The organism is Nocardia kruczakiae NBRC 101016 (assembly GCF_001612965.1).
GTDB classification, from domain to species: domain Bacteria; phylum Actinomycetota; class Actinomycetes; order Mycobacteriales; family Mycobacteriaceae; genus Nocardia; species Nocardia kruczakiae.
The window spans coordinates 59,409-86,405 of sequence record NZ_BDBL01000001.1; the positions used below are offsets into that span (position 1 = coordinate 59,409).

The 26,997-nt window shown below is 70.3% G+C and carries 1 protein-coding gene (cut by a window edge); it reads left to right on the forward strand.

Annotation, left to right across the window (positions count from 1 at the left end; genetic code table 11):
• Window positions 1-26,914 carry the 3' portion of a non-ribosomal peptide synthetase gene (locus tag NK1_RS00125; RefSeq protein WP_063006779.1) on the forward strand. 17,012 nt of this gene lie to the left of the window's left edge, so the window shows 26,914 of its 43,926 coding nt (coding positions 17,013-43,926); its start codon lies off the left edge, out of view; the stop codon is at window positions 26,912-26,914.
• Window positions 26,915-26,997: the final 83 nt, after the last annotated feature.

The following is a 26,997-nucleotide window of genomic DNA, read 5'->3' on the forward strand; positions in this document are numbered from 1 at the left end:
GGGTTCGTCGCTGTTCATGGTGATGCACGCGGCCCTGGCCGTCCTGCTGGGACATCTGTCGGGCACCGAGGACATCGCCGTCGGCACCCCGATCGCCGGCCGCGGTGAGGCCGCGCTCGACGATCTGGTCGGCATGTTCGTCAATACCTTGGTGCTGCGGACCGGCATCGACCCCGACGAGTCGTTCACCGGACTGCTGGAGCGGGTCCGCCACACCGACCTCGAGGCCTTCGGCAATGCCGACGTGCCGTTCGAGCGGCTGGTGGAACTGCTGGCGCCGGAGCGTTCGCAGGCCCGCAACCCGCTGTTCCAGGTGATGCTGGCCTTCCAGAACCTCGACCGCGCGAGCCTCGAGCTGCCTGGCCTGACCGTGTCCACGGTCGAGCGGGAAGAGAACATCGCCCGCTTCGACCTGCAGTTCACGCTGTCGGAACGGGTCGGCGACGCCGACGGTGCGGCCGCCAACGGCATGGCGCTGAACCTCGTCTACGCCACCGATCTGTTCGACGAGCAGACCGCCTCGGAAATCGCCGATCGCTGGATCCGGGTGCTGCGGGCGGTGGCCACCGATCCGCGCATCGCCGTCGGCGCGGTCGACATCCTCGAGGCGTCCGAACGCGCGGACCTGCTCGCGCGCACGGGCGGCCCGGCGGTCGCGGCGGCGACCCTGCCCCAGCTGCTGGCCGAGGCCGCGGGCCGCGACCCGCAGGCTCCCGCGGTGATCGCCGACGGGCGCACCCTCACCTACCGGGAACTCGACGAGCGGTCGAACCGCTTGGCGCGCTTGCTGATCGAACGCGGTATCGGCACCGAGGATCTGGTCGCGGTGGCCGTGCCGCGCTCGGCCGAGAGCTATCTGGCCGAATGGGCGGTGACCAAGTCGGGTGCGGCGTTCGTGCCGATCGACCCCGCGTACCCGGCCGACCGCATCGACCACATGGTCACCGATTCGGGTTCGCCCGTCGGCCTGACCGTGGCCTCGGTGCGCGACGATCTGCCGGAGTCGGTGGACTGGCTGGTTCTCGACGAGCTCGAAATCGACGGTTACGACGCCGCCGCGATCACCGACGCCGACCGGGTTCGCCCGCTGCGTGTCGAGCATCCGGCCTACGTCATCTACACCTCCGGTTCCACCGGTGTGCCCAAGGGCGTGGTGGTCACCCACGCCGGCCTGGCGAACTTCCGCGCCGAACAGAACGAGCGCTACCGGCTCGATTCCGATTCGCGCGCACTGCATTTCGCCTCGCCCAGCTTCGATGCCTCGATTCTGGAGTTCCTGCTCGCCGTCGGTGCGGGCGGTGCGCTGGTCGTGGTGCCGCCGGGCACCTACGGCGGCAGCGAACTCGGTGAGCTGATCGCCCGTGAGGGCGTCACCCACGCCCTGATCACCCCGTCGGTGCTGGCCACCCTCGATCCCGCCGATCTGGCCGGGATGCGGGTCGTCATCGCCGGCGGTGAGGCGGTCACCGTCGAACAGGTCGCCAAGTGGTCGGTGACCCCGGACGGGTCGGCGCGCCGGTTCCACAACGCCTACGGTCCGACCGAGGCGACCATCGCCACCAACATCAGCGATCCGCTGGCCGCGGGCGATCCGGTCACCATCGGCGGCCCGATCCGCGGTATGCAGTCGCTCGTCCTCGACGCCCGGTTGCGGCCGGTGCCGGTGGGTGTCGCGGGTGAGCTGTATCTGTCCGGCGTGCAGCTGGCCCGCGGCTATCACGCGCGGGCGAGCCTGACCGCCGAACGCTTCGTGGCCAACCCCTACGCGCCCGGTCAGCGGATGTACCGCACCGGTGACGTGGTGCGGTGGAACCACACCGGTGAGGTCGAATACGTCGGCCGTTCCGACTTCCAGGTCAAGGTGCGCGGTTTCCGCATCGAACTGGGCGAGATCGACGCCGCGCTCACCGCCCACGATTCCGTCGATTTCGCGGTGACGGTGGGCCACACCCGCGGCGCCGGCGCCACCTCGCTGGTGTCGTACGTCGTCGCGGTCCCGGGCGCGTCGATCGACGTCGCGGATGTGACAGCGCATCTGGAACAGCGCCTGCCCGGCTACATGGTGCCGTCCTCGATCATGGTCATCGACCGGGTGCCGCTGACCCCGGCCGGCAAGCTCGATCGCAAGGCGCTGCCGGAACCGGAGTTCGCCACCGACACCACCTTCCGCGCACCGCGCACGCCGGTGGAGCACGCCATCGCCGAGGTGTTCGCCGAGGTGCTGGGCATCGAACGCGTCGGCGTCGACGATTCCTTCTTCGCGCTGGGCGGCGACTCGATCGTCTCCATCCAGCTGGTGTCGCGGGCCAAGGCGCGCGGCGTGGTGTTCAGCCCGCGCGACGTCTTCGAACAGCGCACCGTATCCGGGCTGGCGATGGTCGCCGAATCCGCTGCGGGACAGGGTGATTCGGTGCCGGTGCTGGCCGAGCTGCCGGGCGGCGGCGTCGGTACCATGCCGCTGACTCCGGTGGCCCGGTTCATGGTGGAGCGGTCGGGTTCGTTCGGCCGGTTCCATCAGGCGCTGGCTCTCGAACTGCCGATCGGCATCGACCGGGCCGGGCTGCTGGCCACCGTCGCCGCCGTCGTGGATCGCCACGACATGCTGCGGGCGCGGCTGCGCCGGCACGCGGGCGCGGAATGGATCGTGGAGACCGCCGCGCCCGGCAGCGTCGATGTGGAGTCGCTGCTCGACCACACCGGATTCGACGCCGCCGCAACCGATTCGGAACTGTTCGCGATCGCGACCGCGGCCCTGGACGCGAGCCTGGACCGGCTCGATCCGGAGGCCGGCGTGGTCGTGCGCTTCGCCTGGCTGGAGCCCTCGGCCGCCGACCGGGCCGGACGCCTGATCGTGGTCGCCCACCACCTCGTCATCGACGGTGTGTCGTGGCGCATCCTGGTGCCCGACTTCGTGACCGCCTGGGGACAGCTCTCGGCCGGGCAGACCCCCGAGCTTGCCGTGCCGCCGACCAGCATGCGCACCTGGTCGCATGCGCTCGAGCGTGCCGCCGCCGACCGCGACGACGAACTCGACTGGTGGCGTGCGGTCGTGGACGGCCCGGACCCGCTGCTCACCGAGCGGCCGTTCGATCCCGCCGTCGATGTGGCCGGGGTCGCCGGAAAGGTCGAGGTCGAGGTCTCGCCGGAGGTCACCAAGGCCCTGCTGACCGCGGTGCCGGCGCTCTACCACGGTGGAATCAACGACGGTCTGCTGGCCGCGCTGGTGCTGGCCGTCGCGAAATGGCGTGCCGCGCACGCCGGTTCGGACGATCGGGCCGACAGTGCGCTGGTGCGCCTCGAGGGCCACGGCCGCGAAGAGGACGTCGTGCCGGGCGCCGATCTGTCCCGCACGGTCGGCTGGTTCACCGCGATCTTCCCGGTCCGCTTCGACCTGTCGGGTCTCGACATCGACGCGGCGCTGACCGGCGGCCCGGCGATGGGCCGGGTCGTGAAGGCGGTCAAGGAACAGCTGCTGGCCGTGCCCGACAAGGGCCTGGGCTACGGCATGCTGCGCTATCTGAACCCGCGTACGGCGACCCAGCTGCCCGAGCAGATGCCGGGCCAGGTCAGCTTCAACTACCTGGGCCGGGTCTCCGACAACGCGGTGCCCGAGGCGCTGCGCGGTTTCGGCTGGATTCCCGCCCCGGAACTCGGCGAACTGGCCGGCGACTACGACGCCGATATGCCGGCGATGGCGCCGCTGGACATCAACGCCATCGTGGTCGGCGACCGGCTGACCGCACGGATCGGCTATCCGACCACGCTGCTCGGCGCCGACGCCGTGCGAGAATTCGGCGAACTGTGGACCCGGGCGCTGGAAGCCGTCGCGCGGCACGCGGAATCGGCCGGTGCCGGTGGGCACACCCCGTCGGACTTCCCGCTGGTGCGCGTCGGCCAGAGCGATATCGACGGCTGGGAGCGGCGCTTCGGTGAGATCTCGCAGGTGTGGCCGCTGTCCTCACTGCAGGCCGGTCTGCTGTTCCACGCCGAACTGGCCGCCGCCTCCGTCGACGTCTACACCGGTCAGGCCGTTCTCGACCTCACCGGACGCGTCGATCCGGCCCGGTTGCGCAGTGCCGCACAGGCTCTGATCGATCGGTACGAGACGCTGCGCACGGCCTTCGTCACCGACGCGCAGGGTCATCCGGTGCAGGTCGTGCTGGACGGCGTGCGGGCGACGTGGGCCGAACACGACCGCCGCGACACCGGCGAGGCCGCGGATCTGATCGAGGCCGACCGGACCCGCCGCTTCGACCTGGCCGCGCCGCCGCTGATCCGATTCACCCTGATCCGGGTGGCCGAACAGCGCTGGTCGCTGGTCGTCTCGAACCACCACATCCTGCTCGACGGCTGGTCGATGCCGCTGCTGATGCGGGATCTGCTGGTGCTCTACGCCACGCACGCCGACTCCGGCGCGCTGCCCGCGGTGCGCTCCTACCGGCATTTCCTGGAATGGGTTGCCCAGCAGGATCATTCGGCCTCGCTGGCGGCGTGGACCGATGCCCTCGCCGGCATCTCCGAGCCGACCCTGCTGGCGCGCCCCGACGCCGGCCGCGAGATCACCGCGCTGTCGGACGAGTACGTCTTCGAACTCGACACCGCGCGGACCGCGCGGCTGACCGAATTCGCCGCGCGCCTCGGCGTCACCGCCAACACCGTGCTGCAGACGGCCTGGGGCATCGTCCTGGGCCGCATGACCGGCCGCGACGACGTGGTGTTCGGCACCACCGTCTCGGGCCGCCCGCCGGAGCTGGCCGGTGTCGAGTCCATGGTCGGCCTGTTCATCAACACCGTGCCGGTGCGGGTGCGCCTGGATGCCGCCGAATCCGCGGAGCAGCTGCTCACCCGGGTGCAGGGCGAGCAGGCGGATCTGCTCGACCACCACTACCTCGGCCTGGCCGATATCCAGGACGCGATCGGCGTCGGCGGTCTGTTCGACACCCTGGTGGTGTTCGAGTCCTATCCAGTGGATGCCGAGGGCATTCAGCGCCAGGCCGCCGATATCGACGGTATGGCGGTGGCCGGGCTCGAGGCCACCGACGCCACCCACTACCCGCTGAGCCTGATCGCCTCGCTGGGCTCCACCCTGCGGATCCGGGCCGGTTATCTGCGCGACCTGTTCGACGAGAACGCGGTGCGCCGTATCGCCGACCGGCTGCTGCGGGTGCTCACCACCATCGTGGGCGACCCCGCGGTCGGCGCCGGCGATATCGAACTGCTCGAGCCCGCCGAACGCGAACTCGTGGTGTCGCAATGGAATGCGACCGACCACGAGGTCGACGGCTCGGCCACCCTGGTCTCGCTGTTCGAGGCGCAGGTCGACCGCACCCCGGACGCCACCGCGGTGAGCTTCGAGGGGACAGGTCTGTCCTACGCCGACTTCGCGGCCCGGGTGCATGCGCTGGCCCGCTGGCTGATCGAGCGCGGCGTCGGCCCGGACACCTTCGTGGCACTCGGTATGCGGCGTTCGATCGATCTGGTGGTCGGCATGTACGCGGTGGCCGCCGCCGGTGGCGCCTATGTGCCGCTGGATCCGGATCATCCGGCCGAGCGCACCGAATACATCCTGGCCACCGCGGATCCGGTCTGCGTGCTGACCTCCGGTGACGATCTCGACATCGACACCGCGCAGGTGCGCATCGACCTGCTCGACCTGTCGGGCTACGCGATCGAGCCGATCACCGACGCGGAGCGCCGCGGCCCGCTGCGCCCGGCCAACACCGCGTACGTGATCTTCACCTCCGGCTCCACCGGCCGCCCCAAGGGCGTCGCGGTGTCGCATGCGGCGATCGTCAACCGGCTGGTGTGGATGCAGGCCGAATACGGCCTCACTCCCGCCGATGTGGTGCTGCAGAAGACGCCCGCGACCTTCGACGTGTCGGTGTGGGAGTTCTTCTGGCCCTTGCAGATCGGTGCGCGGCTGGTCGTGGCGCGGCCCGACGGCCATCGCGATCCGGCGTATCTGGCCGAGGTGATCGTCGGCGAGGGCGTCACCGTGACGCACTTCGTACCGTCGATGCTGGCGGTCTTCGTCGCCGAGGCGGCGGCCGCGCAGTGCACGACGCTGCGCCTGGTGTTCGCCTCCGGTGAGGCGCTGGCGCCCAAGTCGGCGCAGCGCCTGCGCGAGCTCACCGGCGCCGCGCTGCACAACCTGTACGGCCCCACCGAGGCCGCGGTCGACGTCACCTATCACGAGGTGACCGATGCCGATGTCGATTCCGTGCCGATCGGCCGCCCCGTCTTCAACACCCGTGTCTACGTGCTGGATTCGCGTCTGCGGCCGGTTCCGGTGGGTGTCGCGGGTGAGCTGTATCTGGCGGGCACCCAGCTCGCGCACGGCTATGTGACGCGTCCGGATCTGAGTTCCGACCGGTTCGTGGCCAACCCCTTCTCGGCGGGCGAGCGGATGTACCGCACCGGCGACCTGGTGGCCTGGAACGAACAGGGTGAACTGGATTACCTGGGCCGCACCGACTTCCAGGTGAAGTTGCGCGGTCTGCGCATCGAACTCGGCGAGATCGAGACGGCGCTGACGGGGCTCGACGAGATCGACCGGGCCGTCGTGGTGGTCCGCGGCGACCAGCACACCGGCGATCAGCTGGTGGCGTATGTCGTTGCCACACCGGGCCTTCCGGTCGACGCCGAAGCGGTGCGCGAGGAACTGGGCCGGCAGCTGCCCGGTTACATGGTGCCCGCGCTGGTGATGGTGCTCGACGAATTCCCGCTCAACGCCTCCGGCAAGCTGGACCGCAAGGCGCTGCCCGCCCCGGTGTTCGAGGCGGCGGTGTTCCGCGCGCCGGTCACCCCGGTGGAGCAGATCGTCGCGGGCACCTTCGCCGAGGTGCTCGGCGTGGACCGGGTCGGCCTGGACGACGATTTCTTCGCCCTCGGCGGCAACTCGCTGATCGCCACCCAGGTGGCCGCGCGGTTGTCCTCGGCCCTGGACACCCAGCTGGGTGTGCGCGAGATCTTCGAGGCCTCCACCGTCGCCGGACTGGCGGCGCGGGCCGAAACCCGTTCCGGTGCGGGCGGTCGCGCGGCGCTGGTGCCGCAGCATCGGCCCGAGCTGGTGCCGCTGTCGCTGGCGCAGCAGCGGATGTGGTTCCTCAACCGCTTCGATCCCGAATCGGCGGTGGACAACATCCCGGCCGCGGTGCGGCTGTCGGGTCTGCTGGACCGGCAGGCACTGCAGATCGCGGTCGCCGATGTGCTGGCGCGCCACGAATCGCTGCGCACCCGCTACCCCGAGGTGGACGGCACCGCCTACCAGGAGATCGTGCCGACCTCGAAGGTCATCCCCGATCTCACGCCGATCGACGTCACCGAAACCGAACTGCCGCAGCGGATTTCGGAGCTGGTCGGCACCGGCTTCGACGTCACCGTCGAGGTGCCGTTCCGGGCCCGGCTGTTCGAGGTCAGCCCGACCGAACACGTGCTGGCCCTGGTGGTGCACCACATCTCGGCCGACGGCTTCTCGATGGGCCCGCTGACCCGCGACGTGATGACCGCCTACGGTGCGCGCGTCGAGGGCGGCGAACCGGCCTGGGCGCCGCTGCCGGTGCAGTACGCCGACTTCGCGCTCTGGCAGCGCGAGGTGCTCGGCCGCGAGGACGATCCGGAATCGGTGATCGCCGACCAGATCGAATACTGGCGCGACGCACTGCGCGGAGTGCCCGAACAGCTCGATCTGCCCGCCGACCGGCCGCGTCCGGCCGTCGCCTCCGGCCGCGGCGCGACGCACACCTTCCACATCGACGCCGACGTGCATGCCCGGCTCGCCGAACTGGCCCGCACCCGCGGCGCGACCATGTTCATGGTCACGCACGCGGCGCTGGCGCTGGTGCTGTCGCGGCTGAGCGGGGAGGCCGATATCGCCATCGGCACGCCGGTGGCCGGCCGCGGTGAGCGCGCGCTCGACGATCTGATCGGCATGTTCGTCAACACCCTGGTGTTGCGGACCGAGATCGACGGCGGCGCGAGCTTCACCGATCTGCTGCAGTCGGTGCGCAGCACCGATATCGCCGCCTTCGGGCATGCGGATCTGCCGTTCGAGCGGCTGGTGGAGATTCTGAATCCGGCGCGTTCGCAGGCGCGGCATCCGCTGTTCCAGGTGATGCTGTCGTTCCAGAACACCGGCCAGAACGCCCTGGAACTGCCGGGGCTGACGGTCAGCGGTGTGGAACTGCCGATCGACACCGCGAAATTCGATCTGCAGCTGGTGCTCACCGAGGAGACCGCCGAGACGGCCGACGGCGCCGGTGCGGCCGCCGGTATCACCGCCGAATTCGTCTACGCCACCGACCTTTTCGACGGCGCGACGATCGCCGGCTTCGCCGACCGTCTGGTGCGGGTGCTGACCGCCGTGGTCGCCGAACCGGCGGCCCGGGTGGGCGACATCGATCTGCTCGCTCCCGCCGAGGCGGCGCGCGAACTGCGCGGCTGGAACAACACGGCACGTCATCTGCCGGTGCGGCGCGAGGGCGCCACCACCCTGCTGGCCGACTTCCACGCCCAGGTCGAGCAGACCCCGGACGCGGTCGCGGTCGTCGATCCGGAGGCCGGCGTCACGCTGACCTACGCCGAATTCGCGGCGCGGGCACAGCGACTCGCGCGGTATCTGGTCGATGCGGGTGTGGGCCCGGACACGCGGGTGGCACTGGCCGTGCGGCGTTCGCTCGACCTCGTCGTGGCCGCCTACGCGGTGCTGGAGGCCGGTGGCGCGTATGTGCCGCTGGATCTGGAACAGCCGGGTGAGCGCATCCGCTACGTGGTCGACACCGCCGCCCCGATCGCCGTGCTCACCACCGCACGCGACGGCGCGGACATCGATCGCGCGCTCGAGGGTGCCGCGACCGCCGTGCGCATCGACGAGCTGGACCTGTCCGGCTTCCCGGCTGGCGAACTCGACGACACCGAACGGCGCGCCCCGCTGCGGCCGGAGCACCTCGCCTATGTGATCTTCACCTCCGGCTCCACCGGACGGCCGAAGGGCGTGGCGGTCTCGCAGGCCGCGGTGGTGAACCAGATCCGCTGGATCACCACCGAATACGGTATCGGCGCCGATGACGTGGTGCTGTTCAAGACGCCGCCGACCTTCGACGTGTCGGTGTGGGAGCTGTTCGGCGCGACCGCCACCGGCGCGCGCCTGGTGGTCGCGGCGCCGGACGGCCACCGTGATCCCGGCTACCTCGCCGAGGTGATCGCGGCCCAGCAGGTCACGATGACCTCGTTCGTGCCGTCGATGCTGTCGGTGTTCTCCGACAGCGTGCACGCGGGTACCGCCGCGCAGGTGTCGTCGCTGCGCACCCTGCTGATCGCGGGTGAGGCGTTCACCGCCGATGCCGCGCAGGCCTACCGCCGCATCGGCACCGCCGAACTGCACAATCTGTACGGCCCCACCGAATTCACCGTGCACGCCACCGCGATGCCGGTCGCGGCGGATATCGCCGGCGCGGTGCCGATCGGCCTGCCGGTGTGGAACGCGCAGGCCTACATCCTGGACGCGCGGCTGCATCCGGTTCCGGCCGGTGTCGCGGGTGAGCTGTATCTGGCCGGTGCGCAGCTGGCGCGCGGCTACTTCGGCCGCACCGACCTGACCGCGGACCGCTTCGTCGCGAATCCCTTCGGCAGCGGCGGTTCCCGCATGTACCGCACCGGTGACCTGGTGCGCCGCGGCGCCGACGGTGCCATCGAATACATGGGCCGCACCGACTTCCAGGTGAAGTTGCGCGGTCTGCGCATCGAGCTCGGCGAGATCGAATCCGCGCTCACCGCACAGGATTCGGTCGCACAGGCGGTGGCCGTGGTGCGTTCCGACGAGCGGATCGGCGAACAGCTGGTCGGCTATGTCGTGCCCGCCGCCGGCGCCGGTGAGATCGATGTCGACGCGGTTCGCGCGCAGCTCGCGGCGCGGCTGCCCTCCTATATGGTTCCGGCCGCGATCGTCGTGCTCGACGCGCTGCCGCTGAGCGCGAACGGCAAGCTGGACCGGCGCGCACTGCCCGCACCGGAATTCGAGGCACGGGAGTTCCGCGCCCCGGCCACTCCGGTCGAGGAGATCGTCGCCGCCACCGTCGCCGAAGTGCTGGGCATCGACACCGACGCGCGACCGGTCGGACTCGACGACGATTTCTTCGAACTGGGCGGCAACTCGCTGATCGCCACCCAGGTGGTCGCCCGCCTGGGCCAGGCGCTGAACACCCGCATCCCGGTGCGGACCCTGTTCGAGGCGCCGACCGTGGCGGCGCTGGCCGCCCGGCTGGAGACACACGCCGGTTCCGGTGGCCGCCGCGCCCTGGTGGCGGGGCCGCGTCCGGAGGAGATTCCGCTCTCGCTGGCACAGCAGCGGATGTGGTTCCTCAACCGCTTCGACACCGCCAGCGCGGTCAACAACATCCCGATGGCGGTCCGGCTCACCGGAGCGCTCGACGTCGACGCCCTGCGCGAGGCCGTCGCGGATGTGATCGAACGCCACGAGGTGCTGCGCACGGTCTACCCGGAAACCTCCGAGGGCCAGGGCGTGCAGGTGATCCTGCCCGCCGACCGCGACGCGGTGGAACTGGACGCCGAACCGGTGACCGAGGCGCAACTGCCCCAGCGCGTGCGTGAGCTCGTCCTCACCGGCTTCGACGTCACCGCCGCGGTTCCGGTGCGCGCCAAGCTGTTCCGCGTCGAGCACGCGAGCGGCAACGGCGCGGGCGAGCCGGCGCCGGACTACGTGCTGGTCTTCGTCGTCCACCACATCTCCGGTGACGGCTGGTCGGTGCGGCCGCTGGCCCGCGATGTGATGCTCGCCTACGCGGCGCGCTCGCAGGGTGCCGCGCCGGGCTGGGCGCCGCTGCCGGTGCAGTACGCCGATTACGCCCTGTGGCAACGGGAAACGCTCGGTTCCGAGGACGATCCGGAATCGCTGATCGCCCAGCAGGTGTCGTACTGGTCGCAGCATCTGGCGGGTCTGCCCGAGCAGCTGGATCTGCCGTCCGACCGTCCGCGCCCAGCGGTCGCCACGTATCGCGGTGGCGTGCACGAGTTCTCGCTCGACACCGAGCTGGTCCGCCGGCTCAACGCGCTGGCCCGCACCCACGGCGCCAGCCTGTTCATGGTCACGCACGCGGCCTTCGCGGCGCTGCTGGCGCGGCTGTCCGGCAGTGACGATCTGGCCATCGGCACCGCCGTCGCCGGCCGTGGTGAGGCCGCGCTGGACGATGCCATCGGCATGTTCGTCAACACGCTGGTGCTGCGCAGCAGTGTCGATCCGGCGATGTCGTTCACCGAATTGCTCGCGCGCACCAAGGAATCCGATCTCGCCGCCTTCGGACACGCGGATCTGCCGTTCGAGCGGCTGGTGGAGATTCTGAATCCGGCGCGTTCGCAGGCGCGGCATCCGCTGTTCCAGGTGATGCTGTCGTTCCAGAACACCGGTGAGGCCTCGTTCGCACTGCCGGATCTCGAGGTCGGCGGCCTGCCGCTGGATGTGCTGACCGCGAAGTTCGATCTGCACCTGAACCTCACCGAGCGCTTCGCCGCCGACGGGTCCGCGGAAGGTATGTCGGCCGAATTGGCGTACGCCACCGACATGTTCGATGCCCGGACGGTCGCGGCCTTCGCCGATCGCCTGGTCCGGATGCTGGACGCGGTGACCGCGGATCCGGCCGCCGCGCTCGGCGATATCGACCTGCTCGACGCCGTCGAACGCCGCACCATCGTCGACAACTGGAACGCCACCGCCTACGACGTCGACCGCGTCGTGCTCGGCCGGGCGGCCGGTACCGTCGCGCTGACACTGGCCTCGATGTTCGACAGGCAGGTCGACCGCGATCCCGACGAACCGGCGCTGACGTTCGAGGGGACAACTCTGTCCTACGCCGAGCTGGCGGCCCGGGTGAACCGGCTCGCCCGCTACCTGATCGAGCAGGGCGTGGGCCCGGATTCGCTGGTGGCGCTGCATATGCGGCGTTCGCTGGAACTGGTCATCGGCATGTACGCGGTGACCGTCGCCGGTGGCGGCTACGTGCCGCTGGACCCCGATCACCCGGCCGAGCGCACCGAATACGTACTGGCGACCGCGAATCCGGTGTGCGTGCTGACCACCTCGGACAGCCCGCTCGCGGCACGGCCGGACGTGCCGGTCGTCGCGATCGACGGCCTGGAGCTGTCGGACTACGCCGACGACCCGGTGACCGACGCCGACCGCATCGCGCCGCTGCGTCCCGCGCACACCGCCTACGTGATCTTCACCTCCGGTTCCACCGGGCGGCCGAAGGGTGTGGCCGTCAGCCATGCCGCGATCGTGAACCGCCTGGCCTGGATGCAGGACGAGTACGACCTCTACCTCGACGACGTCGTGCTGCAGAAGACGCCCGCCACCTTCGACGTGTCGGTGTGGGAATTCTTCTGGCCCTTGCAGGTCGGCGCGCGTCTGGTCGTCGCCAAGCCCGACGGCCACCGCGATCCGGCTTATCTGGCGGAGCTGATCGACGCCGAGCGCATCACCACCGTGCACTTCGTGCCGTCGATGCTGTCGGTCTTCGTCGCCGCGCTGGACGCCTCCGGCGCCGACTGCACGACGTTGCGCCGGGTGTTCGCCTCCGGTGAGGCGCTGCCCGCGGTCACCGCCCAGCGCCTGATCGAGCTGACCGGCGCCCGGCTGCACAACCTCTACGGCCCGACCGAGGCCGCGGTCGACGTCACCTATCACGAGGTGACCGAGGCCGACACCGTCGCGGTGCCGATCGGCCGCCCGGTGTGGAACACCCGGGTCTACGTGCTGGATTCGCGGTTGCATCCGGTCGCGACCGGCGTCGCGGGTGAGCTGTACCTGGCCGGCGACCAGCTGGCGCGCGGCTATGTCGCGCGCGCCGATCTGACCTCGGATCGGTTCGTGGCCAACCCCTTCGGGGGCGGGTCCGGGGGGATGGGCGCAGCCGAGGGCGAGCGGATGTACCGCACCGGCGACCTGGTGCGCTGGAACTCCGCCGGCGAACTGGAATACCTGGGCCGCACCGACTTCCAGGTGAAGTTGCGCGGTCTGCGCATCGAACTGGGCGAGATCGAATCGGCGCTGGTGGCGGTCGACGCGGTCGCGCAGGCCGTGGTGGTCGTGCGCTCCGACGACCGGCTCGGCGATCAGCTGGTCGCCTATGTGGTGCCCGCGATCGGCGCCACCGTCGACGCCGACGCGGTGCGCACCGAACTCGGCGAGGCGCTGCCCGGCTACATGGTGCCCTCGGCGTTCGTGGTGCTGGACGCGTTCCCGCTCAACGCCTCCGGCAAGCTGGACCGCAAGGCGCTGCCGGCGCCGGTGTTCGAGGCCCGGCAGTTCCGCGCCCCGGCCACCCCGATCGAGGAGATCGTGGCCGGCACCTTCAGCGATGTGCTGGGTGTCACCCGGGTCGGTCTCGACGACGACTTCTTCGAACTGGGTGGCAACTCGCTGATCGCCACCCAGGTGACCGCACGCCTGGGCTCCGCGCTCGACACCCAGCTGGCGGTGCGCGATCTGTTCGAGGCGTCGACCGTCGCCGCCCTGGCCGCGCGCCTGGAGCAGGGCGCCGGATCCGGCCGGACCCGGCCGAAGCTGGTGGCCGGGCAACGGCCGCAACGGATTCCGCTCTCGCCGGCGCAGCAGCGCTACTGGTTCCTCAACCAGTTCGACACCACCACCTCCGCGGTGGACAACATTCCGCTCGCGGTGCGGCTGTCGGGTGCGCTCGACGTCGCGGCCATGGAACGCGCGCTCGGTGACGTGCTGGCCCGCCACGAGGTGCTGCGCACCACCTACCCGCGTTCGGCGGACGGCCCGCACCAGGTGATCCTGCCCGCGACCGAAACCGCGCCCCCGCTGGAGCCGGTGGCGGTCGACGAGTCCGAATTGCTCGACCGCATCATCGAATTCGCGATGACCACCTTCGACGTCACCGCCGAGGTGCCGCTGAAGGTCGCGCTGTTCCGGATCACCGGCGGCGACCAGTCGGCCGAGGAACACGTCCTCGCGTTCACCGTCCACCACGTCGCCGCCGACGGCTCCTCGATGGGACCGCTGGCCCGTGATCTGATGGCGGCCTACGCCGCACGCGTCCAGGGTGAGGCGCCGCAGTGGACGCCGCTGCCGGTGCAGTACGCCGATTACGCGCTGTGGCAGCGCGAGGTGCTCGGTTCCGAGGAGGATCCGGAATCGCTGGCCGCCCAGCAGGTGGCCTACTGGACCGCGGCTCTCGACGGGCTGCCGGATCAGCTGGAACTGCCGACCGACCGTCCGCGTCCGCCGGCCCAGTCGTTCCAGGGCAAGGCGATTCGTTTCGAGATCGACCCGCAGCGCCACGCCCGCCTGCACGAGCTGGCGCGCGCGAACAACGCCTCGCTGTTCATGGTCGTGCACGCGGCGCTGGCCGTCCTGCTCTCGCGGCTCTCGGGGACCGGCGACATCGCCGTGGGCACCCCGATCGCCGGACGTGGTGAGCGCGAACTCGACGATCTGATCGGCATGTTCGTCAACACGCTGGTGTTCCGCACCCGCATCGACGGCAACGCGAGCTTCGCCGAACTGCTCGCCGATGTGCGCGAGCGCGACCTCGAGGCCTTCACCAACGCCGACGTGCCGTTCGAACGGCTGGTCGAGGTGCTCAACCCGGTGCGCTCCACCGCGCGCAACCCGCTGTTCCAGGTGGGCCTGTCGTTCCAGAACCTGGCCGAGACCGCCCTCGAACTGCCCGGTCTCTCGGTGAGCGCGGTGAATTTCGATTCCCAGCTGGCCAAGACCGATCTGCACGTGACGCTCTACGACCGCTACGCCGAGGACGGTTCACCGGCCGAGATCATCACCGAATTCGGTTATGCCATCGACCTTTTCGACGAGGCGACGGTGCAGGGCTTCGCGGACCGGTTCGTCCGGGTGCTCGATGCGGTGATCGCGGACGTGTCCGGCCCGGTCGGCGATATCGACCTGCTGGATCCGGCCGAGAACGAGCGGATCCTGCGGCAGTGGAACGAGACCGCCCATCCGATCGACACCGAGGCGACGCTGGTGTCGCTGCTCGATGCGACGGTCGCCGCCGATCCGACCGCGGTCGCGCTGGTGGTCGACACCGAGGCCACGGGAACGGCGCAGCAGGTGCTGACCTACGGCGACCTCGACGCGCGGGTGAACCGCCTGGCGCGCTACCTCGTCGAATGCGGCATCGGTACCGAGGATCGGGTGGCGCTGGCACTGGGCCGCTCGGTGGAGCTGATCGTCGCGATGTACGCGGTGGCCAAGACCGGTGCGGCCTACGTGCCGATCGATCCGGGCCAGCCCGCCGAACGCATCGACTACATCCTGGAGACGGCGGCTCCCGCCTGTGTGCTGACCACCTCTGCCGTCGTCGCGGACACCACCGGCGACGACGAGGAGAGCGCGCTGCGCTGGACCCCGCAGCGTCCGGTGATCGAACTCGACGGGCTCGAGCTCTCCGGGTACTCGGCGGCGCCGATCACCGCGGGGGAGCGGTTGCGTGAACTCACCGCCGCCAACGCCGCGTACGTGATCTTCACCTCCGGTTCCACCGGTCGCCCCAAGGGTGTGGTGGTGTCGCACGGCGCCATCGTCAACCAGTTGCGCTGGGAGATCGCCGAATTCGGCCTCGGCGCCGGGGATTCGGTGCTGCTCAAGACCGCGGCCACCTTCGACCTGTCGGTGTGGGAGTTCTGGACCGCCGCCGCCTGCGGTGGCCGCCTGGTGGTGGCCGCGCCCGAGGGGCATCGCGATCCGGCCTACCTCAACGATCTGATGCTCGGCACCGCCGTCACCACCCTGCACGTGGTGCCGTCGATGCTGGACGCCCTGCTCACCGAGAGCGAAGGCATGCTCAGCTCGTCGCTGAAGCGGGTGCTCGCCATCGGTGAGGCGCTGCCGGCCGCGACCGCGCAGCGCTTCCTGCAGACCGCCGGGGCCGCGCTGTTCAACCTGTACGGCCCGACCGAGGCCGCGGTCTCGATCACCAGCCATCGCGTCACCACCGCCGACCGGCAGTCGGTGTCGATCGGTGCGCCGGAGTGGAACAGCCGGGTGTACGTGCTGGATTCGCGGCTGCGGCCCGTTCCGGTGGGCGTGCCGGGTGAGCTGTACCTGGCCGGTGCGCAGCTCGCGCGCGGCTACTTCGGTCGTGCGGATCTGACCGCGGACCGGTTCGTCGCCGATCCGTTCGGGGCGCCCGGCACGCGGATGTACCGCACCGGTGACCTGGTGGCCTGGACCGAGCGGGGTGAACTGGACTACCGGGGCCGCACCGACTTCCAGGTGAAGATCCGCGGCTTCCGCATCGAACTCGGCGAGATCGAGGCGGTGCTGCTGCGGCAGCCGGTCGTCACCGCGACCGCCGTTGTCGCGCACGCGGATCCGAATCTGGGCGATCGCCTGGTCGCCTACGTGGTCGGCGCCGCCGAACTGGACAAGCAGTCGCTGCAGGCCGCACTGGCCGAACAGCTGCCGTCCTACATGGTGCCGTCGGTGTTCATGCAGCTGGACGCGCTGCCGCTGAACGCCAACGGCAAACTGGACCGCGCCGCGCTGCCCGAACCGGTCTTCGAGAAGGCCGTCTTCCGCGCGCCGGTGACCCCGATCGAGCAGATCGTGGCCAACACCTTCGCCGATGTGCTGCGCAAGGAATCCGGCACGATGGGCCGCGACGACGACTTCTTCGCGTGGGGCGGTAACTCGCTGCTCGCCACGCAGGTCGCCGCGCGCCTGGGCGAGGCCCTGAACACCCGGGTGCCGGTGCGCCTGCTGTTCGAGGCGTCCACGGTCGCCGCGCTCGCCACCCGGGTCGAGCATCACGCCGACGCCGGCGGTCGCCGCGCGCTGACCGCCGCACCGCGCCCGCCGCGGATCCCGCTGTCGCTGGCGCAGCAGCGGATGTGGTTCCTCAACCGCTTCGACACCGCCTCGGCCGCCTACAACGTGCCGATCGCGGTGCGGTTGAGCGGTGCGCTGGACGTCTCGGCGCTGCGGGCCGCGATGGCGGATCTGGTGGCGCGCCACGAGATTCTGCGGACCGTCTACCCGCAGACCGACCAGGGCCCGGTGCAGGTGATCCTGCCCGCGGCCCAGGCGATTCCGGAGCTCGAACTGCGCGTGGTCGATGCCGCCGCGGTGGAGTCCGAGGTGGTCGCGCTGATCAACACCAGCTTCGACGTCACCACCGAGGTGCCGGTGCGGGTCGCGCTGTTCGAGGTCCGCTCCGGCAGCGATACCGAAACCGCGAGTGGCGCAGGCGAATACGTGCTCGCGATGGTCGTGCACCACATCTCCGGCGACGGTTCGTCGGTCGGCCCGCTGACCCGCGATCTGATGACCGCCTACGCGGCCCGCGCGGCCGGGCTGGCGCCGAATTGGGCGCCGCTGGCGGTCCAGTACGCCGACTACAGCATCTGGCAGCGCGAACTGCTGGGCAGCGAGGACGATCCGGATTCGCTGGCCTCCAAGCAGGTCGCGTACTGGAAGCAGGCGCTGGCCGAGCTGCCCGATCAGCTCGATCTGCCGTCGGATCGCCCGCGTCCGGCCGTGCAGAGCTTCGCCGGTGGCAAGGTCGAGATGCGCATCGATGCCGACCTGCATCGCGCGCTGATCGACCTGGCCCGCACCGAGGGCGCGACGCTGTTCATGGTCGTGCACACCGCGCTGGCGGTCCTGCTGTCGCGGCTCTCGGGTTCCGACGACATCGCCATCGGCACCCCGATGGCCGGTCGCGGTGAAGCCGTACTCGACGACCTGATCGGTATGTTCGTCAACACGCTGGTGTTCCGCACCCAGGTCGACGCCGGTGCCGGCTTCACCGAACTGCTGGGGCGTCAGCGCGATATCGACATCCAGGCCTTCGCCAACGCCGACGTGCCGTTCGAGCGGCTGGTCGAGGTGCTCAACCCGGTGCGCTCCACCGCGCGGCATCCGCTGTTCCAGGTGGGCCTGTCGTTCCAGAACCTGGCCCAGGCCACGCTGGAACTGCCGGGCCTGCGGGTCAGCGGACTGGACTTCGACACCCAGCTCTCGCAGTTCGACCTGCACCTGATCGCCACCGACCGCTACAGCGACACCGGTGCGCCCGAAGGCATCACCGGATTCTTCACCTACGCGACCGACCTGTTCGACCACGCGACGGTGGCGGGCTTCGTGGATCGCTTCGTGCGGATGCTGGGCGCGATCGTGGCCGCACCGCGCACCGCGGTCGGCGATATCGATCTGCTCGACGCCGCCGAACACGATGCGCTGGTCTCCGCCCGCAATGCCACCGATCACCCGGTGGACCGGTCGGCGACGCTGGCCTCGCTGCTGGACGCGACGGTCGACACCCACTCCGAGCGGGAGGCACTGGTCGGGGCCGACGGCACCCGGGTGACCTACGCCGAACTCGACCGCCGGGTGAATCTGCTGGCGCGCCATCTGATTTCGCTCGGTGTCGGTCCGGAGTCGCGGGTCGCGCTGGCGATGCGCCGCTCGGTCGACCTGGTGGTCGCCATGTACGCGGTGACCGTGGCCGGCGGCGCCTATGTGCCGGTGGATCCGGATCAGCCGGCCGAACGCACCGGCTACATCCTCGACACCGCCGATGTGGTGTGTGTGCTCACCGATGCCGACGCCGGATTCGAGACCGATGTCGCACCGGTGGTCCGCGTCGATGACCTCGACACCACCGGTGACGATTCACCGATCGAGGACGCCGAGCGGGTCGCGCCGCTGCTCCCGCAGCACACCGCCTACGTCATCTTCACCTCCGGTTCCACCGGTCGGCCGAAGGGTGTGGCGGTCCCGCACGCCGCGGTGGTCAACCAGTTGCTGTGGAAGATCGCCGAATTCGGCCTGGGCGCCGAGGATTCGGTGCTGCTGAAGACCGCGGCCACCTTCGACCTGTCGGTCTGGGAGTTCTGGTCCGCGGCGGTCGCCGGCGGGCGTCTGGTGATCGCGGCGCCGGACGGCCACCGCGATCCGGCCTACCTCAACGAGCTGATGGCCCGCGAGGCGGTCACCACGCTGCACGTGGTGCCCTCGATGCTGGACGCGCTGCTCACCGAATCCGATGGGACGCTGACGAATTCGCTGCGTCGCGTGCTGGCGATCGGTGAGGCGCTGCCGGGTGCGACCGCGCAGCGGTTCCGCCGTGACAACGCCGGTGAACTGTTCAACCTGTACGGCCCGACCGAGGCCGCGGTCTCGATCACCAGCCACCGCGTCACCGCGGACGAACAGCAGTCGGTGTCGATCGGTGCGCCGGAGTGGAACAGCCGGGTCTACGTGCTGGACTCGCGCCTGCATCCGGTTCCGGACGGCGTCGCCGGTGAGTTGTATCTGGCCGGTGCGCAGCTGGCCCGCGGCTACTTCGCGCGGCCGGATCTGACCGCGGACCGGTTCGTTGCCAACCCCTTCGAGCCCGGCACCCGGATGTACCGCACCGGTGACCTGGTGAGCTGGAACGCCCAGGGCGAGCTGGATTACCAGGGCCGCACCGACTTCCAGGTCAAGATCCGCGGCTTCCGCATCGAACTCGGCGAGATCGAGTCGGCGCTGCTCGGCCTGGACGAGGTCGCGCAGGTCGCGGTGCTCGCGAAGTCGGATCCGCGCATCGGCGACCGGCTGGTCGCGTATCTGGTCCCGGCGGGCGAGAGCCTCGACCTCGACGCGGTGAAGGCGGCGCTGAACGCGGCGTTGCCGTCGTACATGGTGCCCTCGGCGTTCGTCGAACTGGACGCGTTGCCGCTGAACATCAACGGCAAACTCGACCGGCGCGCGCTGCCCGAACCGGAATTCGAGACCACCGCCTTCCGGGCGCCCTCGACACCGATCGAAGAGGCGGTCGCCTCCGTCTACACCGACGTGCTGTCGGTCGAGCGGGTCGGCGCCGACGACGACTTCTTCGCCCTCGGCGGTAACTCGCTGCTGGCCACGCAGGTCGCCGCGCGCCTCGGTGCGTTGCTCGACACCCGGGTGCCGGTGCGGGCGCTGTTCGAAGCCTCGACGGTGGCCGGGCTGGCCGCCAAGGTCGAGCAGCAGGCCGGTGCCGGTGGTCGGCCGCCGCTGACCGCGGGACCGCGGCCCGAGCACATCCCGCTGTCGCTGGCGCAGAACCGCATGTGGTTCCTCAACCAGTTCGACACCACCTCGTCGGTGGACAACATCCCGGTGGCGATCCGGCTCTCGGGCGCGCTCGATGTGTCCGCGCTGCGTGAGGCGGTCGCCGACCTCATCGCACGCCACGAGATCCTGCGCACGGTCTATCCCGAGACCGACGCCGGTCCGGTGCAGCGGGTGCTGTCGCCGGCGGAGGTGGCGATCGATCTCGAGCCGGTGCGGATCGATGAATCCGGCGTGGTCGAGGCCGTCGCCGCCGCGGTGACGACCGGTTTCGACGTGACCGCGCAGATTCCGTTCCACATCCGCCTGTTCCAGGTCACCGACACCGACTTCGTGCTGGTCTTCGTCGCGCACCACATCGCGGCCGACGGCTGGTCGATGGGCCCGCTGACCCGGGATCTGATGGTGGCCTACGCCTCGCGCGCCGAGGGTGCGGCACCGGCGTGGGCGCCGATGCCGGTGCAGTACGCCGACTACAGCATCTGGCAGCGCGCTCTGCTCGGCTCCGAGGACGATCCGGAGAGCCTGCTCAGCGCCCAGGCCGACTACTGGCGGCAGGCGCTGGCGGGGATTCCGGACGAGCTGAACCTGCCCGCGGACCGGCCGCGGCCGACCGTGCAGTCGTTCCAGGGCGGCCGGGTGCTGTTCCCGATCGGCAACGAGCTGTACGACGGGCTGCAGCGCACCGCCCGCGAACAGAACGCGACGCTGTTCATGGTCGTGCACACCGCGCTCGCGCTGTTCCTGGCGCGGATGTCGGGTACCGACGACATCGCGATCGGCACCCCGATCGCGGGCCGCGGCGAGGCCGAACTCGACGATCTGATCGGCATGTTCGTCAACACGCTGGTGCTGCGGACCCACGTGCGCGGTGAGCTGACCTTCGGTGAGCTGCTGAGTCACGCCAAGGACGCGGACCTGCAGGCCTTCGCGCACGCCGACATTCCGTTCGAGCGGCTGGTCGAACTGCTCAATCCGGAACGCTCCACCGCGCGGCATCCGCTGTTCCAGGTGGCGCTGTCGTTCGAGAACCTGCCCGAGAGCACGTTCGAACTGCCCGGATTGCACGTCTCGGCACTCGATTTCGACGTCGACACCGCGAAATTCGACCTGTCGCTGACGGTTCGGGAATCCGGCGACGGCCGCAACGGCATGTACGCCGAATTCTCCTATGCGCGTGACCTTTTCGACGAGGCAACGGTGGAGGTGTTCGCGCAGCGGTTCACCCGTCTGCTCGAGGCGATCGTCGCGCAGCCGCAGACCGCGGTCGGCGATCTGTCGCTGCTGGCCGCCGACGAGTACGAGCTGCTCACCCACGTCCACGGCGACGAGGTGATGGCGACCGGCCTGCTGCCGGATCTGATGAGCCACGGCGTCCGGCTCGGCCGGGATCGAATCGCGGTGCGCTACAACGGCGAATCGATCACCTACGGCGAACTCGACGACCGGTCCTCGCGCCTGGCGCGGGTGCTGATCGAACGCGGTGTCGGACCCGAGCAACTGGTCGCGGTCTCGTTCCCGCGGTCCTACGAGATGGTGCTGGCCGTGCTGGCCGTCACCAAGGCCGGTGGCGCGCACGTGCCGGTGGACCCGAACTACCCCGAGGATCGGGTGCGCCACATGCTCACCGATTCCGGTGCGCTGCTGGGTATCACCGGCTCGGCGTATGTCGGCGATCTGCCCGGCGACGTGGACTGGCTGGTCCTCGACGATCCGGCGACCGACGAGCTGTGCGCCGCGCAGTCGGCGGCGCCGGTGACCGACGCCGACCGGCGCGCCCCGCTGCGGATGGCGCACCCCGCGTACGTCATCTACACCTCGGGTTCGACCGGTAAGCCCAAGGGCGTCACCGTGACCCATGCCGGTCTCGGCGGCTTGGCGGATGTGGCGACGAGCCTGTACGGCCTGGAGCCGCAGCATCGGTTCCTGCACATCTGCTCGCCCAGCTTCGACCCCTCGGTGCTGGAATGGGTGTGCGCGTTCTACATCGGCGCCACCCTGGTGATCACGCCGTCGCAGATCATCGGTGGCCCGGAACTGGCGGAGCTGCTGCGCACCGAGCAGGTCACCCACACCATCATCACGCCCGCGGTGCTGGGCACGATGGACCCGGCCGACCAGGAGCAGTTGCTGGTGACGTCGGTGGGTGGCGACGTGACCACGCCGGAACTGCTGGCGAAGTGGCAGCCGGGACGCAAGTACTTCAACGCCTACGGTCCGACCGAGACGACGATCATCTCCTCGTACGCGCGGTTGTTCCCGGGTAACCACATCACCATCGGCACCCCGGTGCACGGTATGTCGGCGCTGGTGCTCGACGCCCGGATGAACCCGGTGCCGCCGGGTGTGGCCGGTGAGCTGTTCCTGTCCGGCGGTGCGGTGGCCCGCGGCTACCAACAGCGGCCGGGGCTGACCGCGGAGCGGTTCGTCGCCAACCCGTGGGGTGAGCCCGGAACCCGCATGTACCGCACGGGTGACGTGGTGCGGTGGTACGCCGAACCGGATGTGCGCGGTGGCAACATCGCCCGCCCGGAGGTGCCGTGGGAACTCGACTACGTCGGCCGCACCGACTTCCAGGTGAAGATCCGTGGCTTCCGCATCGAACTCGGTGAGATCGACGCGGTGCTCGGACGGCATCCGGATGTCGAATTCGCGATCACCATCGGACGCGAAACCGCCGCCGGTGCAACGATTCTGGTGTCCTACGTGCTCGGCGTGCCGGGGCGTGCGGTCGATCCCGCGGCGGTCACCGACCATGTGGCCGCGGTGTTGCCGCCGCATATGGTGCCCTCGGCGATCGTGGTCCTGGACGAGATTCCGCTGACCCCGGTCGGCAAGCTCGACCGCAAGGCGCTGCCGGAACCTCAGCTGGCGCCGCGCGAGTTCCGGGCGCCGACCAGTGCGCTCGAGGCGACCATCGCCGAGGTGTTCGCCGAGGTGCTGGGCGTCGATCAGGTCGGGCTCGACGATTCGTTCTTCGCGCTCGGCGGTGACTCGATCCTGTCGATCCAGCTGGTCTCGCGGGCCAAGGCGCGCGGTGTGCTGTTCACGCCGCGGCAGGTCTTCGAGCGGCGCAGCGTGGCCGCGCTGGCCGAGATCGCCACCCGCGCCGGTGAGGCCGAGCAGCAGGTGCTGGCCGAACTGCCCGGCGGCGGTGTCGGCGAGATCCCGCTGACGCCGATCATGGCCTCGATCCTGGGCACCGGCTCCTCGTATCAGCGGTTCTCGCAGGCCATGGCGCTGCGACTGCCCGACGACACCGACCGGGAGACCCTGGTCGCGACCGTCGCCGCGGTCGTCGATCACCACGATGTGCTGCGAACCAGGTTGCGGCGCGACGAATCCGCTCCCGCGGACGCCACGGACGGCTGGACGTTCGAGGCGCTGGAGCAGGGCGCGATCGATGTCGACGCCCTGGTGCGTCGGGTCGAGTTGCCCGGCGACATCTCGGAGGCGGAACTGTCGCGCCGGGCCAGCGCCGAATACGACGCCGCGCTGGGTCGCCTCGATCCGGCGAACGCGGTGATGACGCAGTTCCTGTGGTTCGCCTTCACCGGTGCGCAGGACGACGCCGCGCCGCGTCGCCGGGACGTGCTCGTGATCGTCGCCCACCACTTCGTGGTCGACGGTGTGTCGTGGCGCATCCTGATCCCGGACCTCGCGGTGGCCTGGTCGCAGCTGAAGTCGGATCAGGCCGTGACGCTGCCGGCGAACGGCACCTCCATGCGCCGCTGGGCGCACGCCCTGGTCGACGCCGCGGCCACGCGGACCGCGGAACTACCGTTCTGGCAGCGGATTTCGGCGGTCGATGATCCGGTGCTGGGCGAGCGGGCGTTCGACCCGGCGGTCGACACCTTCGCCACCGTCGATCGGGTCGAGGTGCTGCTCCCGGCCGAGGTGACCGATGCGGTGCTGACCGGCGTGCCGGACAAGTACCGGGCCGGCGTCAACGACGGTCTGCTGTCGGCGCTCGCGCTGGCGGTGAGCACGTGGCGCGGTGCATCCGCGGGCGGTGCCGCGCTGGTGAAGCTCGAGGGCCACGGCCGCGAGGAAAGCGTGGTTCCGGGCGCCGATCTGTCGCGCACGGTCGGCTGGTTCACCAGTGCCTATCCGGTGCGGCTGGATCTGGGCGACGCCGATGTGGCCGCCGCCCTGCGCGGTGGAAAAGCGCTGGGCGACATCGTGAAATCGGTGAAGGAGCAGCTGCTCGCGGTGCCGGACAAGGGCATCGGATACGGCCTGCTGCGCTACCTGAATGCCGCGACCGGAACCGAACTGGCGACCGGCACCGCACCCCAGATCAGCTTCAACTATCTGGGCCGCGCGGATACCGGTGCGGGCGCCGAGACGGCCGAAACCGCCTCGGGCCCGGTCGGTTTCGATTGGGCGCCGGTGGCGGACCTGGGACAGCTGGATGCCGATATGGATCCGGATATGCCCGCCAACGCCGCGATCGACATCAACGCGATCGTCACCGACGGGCCCGAGGGCGCGCAGTTGTCCGCCTCCTTCGCGTTCCCGACCGGGCTGTTCGGCAAGCAGCGCGTGCAGGAGTTCGCGGATCTGTGGGTGGCGGCGCTGACCGCGCTCGCCGACCACGTCCGGCAGCCGGAGGCGGGCGGTCTGACGCCGTCCGATCTGCCGCTGGTCGAGGTGGCGCAGTCCGAGATCGACGAGTGGGAACAGCAGTATCCGGGTCTGTCGGATGTCTGGCCGCTCTCGCCGCTGCAGTCGGGTCTGCTGTTCCACGCGATGATGACCCAGCAGACCGTGGACGTCTACACCATGCAGGCCGTGGTGGATCTGGGCGGCGTGGTCGACGAGGACCGGCTGCGGGCGGCCGGCCAGGCCATCCTGGACCGCTATCCGAACCTGCGCGCCTCCTTCGTCACCGATGCCGGTGGCCGGGCGGTACAGCTGATCTCGGATCGGGTCGAGGTTCCGTGGCAGACGGTCGATCTGACGGATCTGGATCGGCCGCAGCGGATTCCGGAGTTGAAGCGCCTGCTCGAAGAGGATCGGGCGACGCACTTCGACATGTCGCGGGGGCCGCTGCTGCGGTTCACGCTGTACCGGACCGACGGTGATGCTTTCCACTTGGCCATCACGACCCACCACATCCTGGTGGACGGCTGGTCGATGCCGCTGCTGATGCGGGATCTGCTGGTGCTCTACGCGGTGCGCGGGGATACCGCCGCGCTGCCGCGGGTGTCCTCGTACCGGAACTTCCTGAGCTGGCTGGCCGGGCGCGACCGCGAGGAATCGCTGCGCACCTGGTCGCGGGCACTGGCCGGTGCGGACGAGCCGACCCAGCTCGCACCGCCCGCGCGCGGACCCGAGCACTACGAGATCGAGAAGTTCGTCGCCGAGGTCGACGAGGACCGCACGCGCCGGATCACCAAGTACGCCGCCGAGGTCGGGGTCACGGTGAACACGCTGGTGCAGGTCGCGTGGGGCATTCTGCTCGGCCGGCTCACCGGCCGCGACGACGTGGTGTTCGGCGCGACGGTCTCCGGCCGCCCGCCGGAGCTGACCGGGGTGGAATCGATGGTCGGCCTGTTCATCAACACGCTGCCCGTGCGGGTGGGTGTGGACGACCGCCTGTCGGTCGGTGAGCTGCTGCAGCGCCTGCAGCGCGATCAGGCCGATCTGCTCGACCACCACTACGTCGGCCTCACCGATATCCAGCGGATCGCCGGTGCCGGAGCACAATTCGACACACTGCTGGTGTTCGAGTCGTATCCGATGGATACCGACGCGATCGCCGCGGCGAGCTCGATCGACGGCATGTCGGTGACCGGTGTCGGCACGAACGACGCGACCCACTACCCGCTGACGCTGCTGGTGACCGCCGAATCGACGATCGAGGTGACCTGGAAGTACCTCACCAGTCGTTTCACCGCCGAGGAGGTACACACTCTCGCCGAGCGACTGGGCCGGGTGCTGGACGCGCTGATCGGCGATCCGACGGCCGCGGTCGGCGATATCGACATCCTCGACGCCGAGGAGCGGGCGCGCATCCTGGCCGGCGCCGCGGTGACCGCCGAACCGGTCGCCGAGCCCGGCCGGGTCGGCAGCCGTACGGTGGCCAAGGCCCTCGGCGATGTGGTCGAGGAGGATCCGCAGGCTCCCGCGCTGCTGTCCGGTGACGCCGAAATCGCCTATCACGAGGTGGATTCGCGGTCGTCGAAGCTGGCCCGGGTGCTGATCGGGCGTGGTGTCGGACCGGGTGACATCGTCGCGGTGGCGCTGCCGCATTCGGTGGATGCCGTGGTGGCGCTGTGGGCGATCCAGAAGGCCGGCGCCGCGGCGCTGTTCGCCGACGGCCTGTCCTTCGGCGACATCGTCGCCGCGGGCGCCGGCTGGGGTATCGCGCTGGAACCGGCGGCCAAGTCGGTGCGCTGGCTGGTCCCGACCGATCCGAAGGTGCGCGCGGAAATCGATGCGGCGCAGGCACATCCGGTGTCCTACGCCGACCGGGTCCGGGTCCTGCAGGACGACCATCCGGCCTTCGTGGTCCGGGCAGCCGACGGCACCCTGCGCACGCTGACCCAGGAGCAGGCCCTCGAGCACGCCGACGCCCTGCGCGCCGAGCACGAGATCGACTACGAGTCGACCACGTACACCACGGCGGCGGCGGGCCCGGCAGCGCTCGCGGAATTCCTGACCTCCGCGACCGCGGGCGCCCTCTCCGTCCTGCCCAGCGGTGACATCGCCGGCGACCTGGCCGAGGGCGAGGTCAGCCACTGGTTCACCGTGCCGGGCGAGGCGACCGATGCCGCCGACGGCGAGGTGCGGGTGATCGAGGCGGAGTGAACGAGGCCGGTGCATGGGGTGCGGCTGCCCGAACGGGGTGCGGCTGCTCTCCGGCACCGGCTTTCGGCCCGCGGGTCCGATAG